The sequence below is a fragment of the Pseudomonas avellanae BPIC 631 genome (assembly GCF_000444135.1).
Classification (GTDB): domain Bacteria; phylum Pseudomonadota; class Gammaproteobacteria; order Pseudomonadales; family Pseudomonadaceae; genus Aquipseudomonas; species Aquipseudomonas avellanae.
This window is the reverse complement of record NZ_ATDK01000352.1, coordinates 1-3,668: the sequence shown is the minus strand read 5'-3', so window position 1 is coordinate 3,668 and position 3,668 is coordinate 1. Positions and strand designations below refer to the sequence as shown.

Sequence of the window (3,668 nt, the reverse complement as noted above, 5' to 3'; positions counted from 1 at the left end):
TGTTTTCGAAAAAATCAGCCACCAACTAACGGAAAATTCAAATCTTATCAATAGCTTAGCTTGCAGGTTATGGGTAACTTATTTCGAAAACAGTACACTAGAAACGCCAGGCTATGAACGCCCTCGACAAGGTGCTCAACAGGGATTTCCAAAAAGAGTGGGTCGCCTGGCAGGTCGGTATTAAGAATTAATTTTGACTCGCCAATTGGAATATCATTCCAAACTAACCTATAAACGTCATCCTTCGTTGCTTCGTTCCAGACTTTCAGTTCGACCTTGACGGGTTCGTTCAATGCCGTTATGGGAAGTAATCCTTCGTTGTCGTCATGAAAGGCGGCTTCGACAAAAGGTAATGGTAGATCAGGAGAAACGACGTGAAATACACGATAGGCTTGATTGGCTAATGTTTTTTTTTCGTTCTTCATTTTTTAAATCCTTTTTATAAGTGCAAAGTTTTACCCTGCCCAATAAGTCAGGGCGCTCACATTGCTGTTTGCTAATTTTAAATTAATAGATAGAAGCTCAGATCTCTGCTACCTCTAGCTGGACTTCAAGTAATCGGTTTTTTGTGCGGGTGTCAAGTGGAAATAAGCGTATTTTTTTGGTGGTTTCTGGCTTAAGAAAATTTTAAAAATGGTAGCAAGTGGAGATGCGCCTGTCTGTAAGATCTTTTTGTAGTCTGTAGTGATTTTCCTACAGGAATTTGGGAAGTTTCTTGTTTTTTTAAGGTTGAATTCTTCATTTTTGTAGGGGCGATTTTGAAAGAATGCTTACTCTTTTTATTGGGTGTGATTATGCGAGATCTTGCTGTGAGCGTACGTAGTGGTGCAGGTTGCCAAACGGTCCTAAGCGCATTGACATTGGTAATCGGGCTGAATTCTTTTATTCGCTCAGAGACGGTTCAGGCGCAGTCGGATTTGCCAAGTGCGCTGTCTATTGATTTTTACTCTGAGGATGACGAGCGCATTATCGTTGCAGACGACGTGCTGAATATCGATAGCACGTATGGGCCTGACAACTATACGGTTCTAGGACGAGGTCGGATTAATCTCTTTGCTGGAGCGATTGCCAACCAGGTTCTCTTGCGTGACGCATCCGCTATCGCTCAAATTGATGACTCAGTCGTACGGGACGGATTATATGTTTTGGGCGGTAAGGCTTACGTAGCGAATAGCAGAATTGACAACGCCTCTGGTAATGGTGTCATTTCTACGGCAGAAAAAGTTCATAACGATTTTTATGGCGCCTTTATCGAGCTTGACGATAGCGTTGTTACAGGTTTGGGGGCTGGGGTAATGGTTGGGCCTCTGAGTGAACTCTATCTAAAAAGTACTACTGCCTTCGGTATCGCTGAAGGAATCTACGGAGACGGTGTACGAGTTGCCGGCGGTATGCTTCATGTCAGTGGCGCGAGTAATTTAGAAGGCGTTTATCGAGGTCTATATGTTGTAGATGGTACTGGCAACGTACCCGATAGTATTCCGCTTTTTAACAAGATTTTTATAGACGGGTCTACGCTCAAAGGCCAGCAAGGTCCTTCTATTCTGATCAAGACCAAAGAGGTTGCAACAGAGATTGCGGTGGTGAACGGGGCTTCCTTGATTTCCGGCAATGGCAATCTTGTCGAAGCTACAGGTGGTGGGAAAACAGACTTCAAGGTCGACAACAGTACCCTCAACGGCAACCTCGTCGCTGATGACACCAGCACCTTGAATGTAACGCTGCAAAATGGCGCGCAATTGAACGGTGACATCATCAATGGCAATACGCTGGCGATCACTTCCGGTGGGCAATGGCAGATGCAGGGTGACAATGCCGTCAAGTCGCTTTCCATGCAGGGTGGCAGCGTCGGGTTCGGCGGGGAGGGGTTCCATACCTTGTCGCTGAACGAATTGTCCGGGTCGGGCACATTCGGCATGCGCGTTGACCTGGATAACGGGGTGGGTGATCTCATCAACGTCAATGGTCAGGCCAGCGGGCAATTCGGGTTGCGGGTGCGCAACACCGGGGTGGAGGTGATATCGGCTGATATGCAGCCGCTCAAGGTGGTGCACACCGAAGGTGGCGATGCGCAGTTCAGCCTGCTGGGCGGGCGGGTCGATCTGGGGGCTTATTCCTATCTGCTGGAGCAGCAAGGCAATGACTGGTTCGTTGTCGGCAGAGACAAGGTCATCAGCCCTTCGACCCAGAGTGCTCTGGCGCTGTACAGCGCGGCGCCTGCCATCTGGATGAGTGAGCTTTCTACCCTGCGCTCGCGCATGGGCGAGGTTCGCGCCAGTGGCCAGGCGGGTGGCTGGATGCGTGCCTACGGCAGCCGTCTCAATGCCACCACCAGCGACGGGGTTGACTACCGGCAGAAGCAGAGCGGCCTGTCGCTGGGTGCCGATGCGCCTGTCGAGGTCAGCAACGGCCGGCTGCTGGTGGGTGTGCTGGGCGGTTACAGCACGTCCGACCTGGATTTGAGCCGTGGTACGACGGGTAAAGTCGCCAGTTATTACGCGGGCGCTTACGGCACCTGGTTGTCTGACGATGGCTACTACGTGGATGGCGTGCTCAAGCTCAACCGTTTTCGCAACAAGGCAGATGTTGCCATGAGCGATGCGAGCAAGGCCAAAGGCGACTACAGCAACACCGGTGTGGGTGGCTGGGTGGAGGCCGGTCGGCACATCAAGCTGACGGACGACTACTTTCTTGAGCCGTTTGCCCAGTTGTCCAGCGTCGTCGTTCAGGGGCAGGAACTGCGCCTGGACAACGGCATGAAGGCGAAGAACGCGCGAACCCGGTCGGTACTGGGCAAGGTCGGTACTTCGCTGGGACGCACTGTGGCGCTCAAGGACGGCGGTGTGTTGCAGCCTTACGTGCGTGTCGCCGTTGCTCAGGAATTTTCCCGGCGCAACGAGGTGAAGGCCAACGACGTGAAATTTGATAACAGCCTGTTCGGCTCGCGCGGCGAGCTGGGGGCCGGGGTATCGGTTTCGCTGTCCGAGCGCCTGAAACTGCACGCGGACGTTGATTACATGAAAGGTCAGCATATCGAGCAACCCTGGGGGGCTAATGTGGGACTACGTCTGACGTTCTGATCTGTCAGGTAATGGGCTGAGCAATGCCCGAGCCCCCGGTGAGTGATCACCGGGGGCTTTTCAGTTATTTGTCTGGGAACCTGCGATTGGTCAGGCGTTTGCGGTTGCGCTGCCTGGAGGTCACAGGCACCGAGTAATTGACGTTCACACGCAGCACCGGCGATGTGCCGATCAGTCGACAATCACGGTAGAGCTCGTAATACAGGTCGATCAGGCCGTACTGAATGTGCGGCGTGAACATGTAGGAAACACACAGCTCCCGCACCACGCTGTGCTCGCCTACCCGATGGAAAAGCGTTGTGGTCGATACGTTTTTGCCCCAGTAGAAATGAATGCCATCCCCCCAGCACATCTTGACGGAACCGGGAATGTGGACGGTGATACCTGCATGTGCCTGTTCATGACTGATGGCCGCAGGGTCGTTGTTGGGCAGCACGGGCGCTTTCAACGTGTCTGAAATATCGGATGGAATGTGCACAGCAATCGTAAGCGCCTCATGAACCCCACATTCCAGTCCTGCAATTGAAGCTTGATGCTGTGCTCCAAATTCTTTTCAGGAGCCAGCCCCCATGATGCGACCCGACGCCA

The 3,668-nt window shown here is 52.3% G+C and carries 3 protein-coding genes; 1 reads left to right on the top strand and 2 read right to left on the bottom strand.

Annotated features, from left to right (window positions below):
* Positions 1-47: 47 nt before the first annotated feature.
* Entirely contained in the window at positions 48-425 is a 378-nt protein-coding gene (locus DW49_RS0121415) for a hypothetical protein (protein ID WP_024421383.1), read from the bottom strand.
* Between the two features lie 558 nt (positions 426-983).
* Between DW49_RS0121415 and DW49_RS0121410 the strand changes: the two genes are divergently transcribed.
* The gene (locus DW49_RS0121410) at positions 984-3,080 is read left to right on the top strand and encodes an autotransporter outer membrane beta-barrel domain-containing protein (protein WP_370464031.1); all 2,097 of its coding nucleotides are present in this window, start codon (positions 984-986) and stop codon (positions 3,078-3,080) included.
* A gap of 64 nt (positions 3,081-3,144) precedes the next feature.
* Here the strand turns inward: DW49_RS0121410 and DW49_RS0121405 are convergent, their stop codons facing one another.
* A complete protein-coding gene (locus DW49_RS0121405) occupies positions 3,145-3,558 on the bottom strand; it encodes a hypothetical protein (protein WP_003378681.1) in 414 nt (137 codons plus the stop codon).
* Positions 3,559-3,668: the final 110 nt, after the last annotated feature.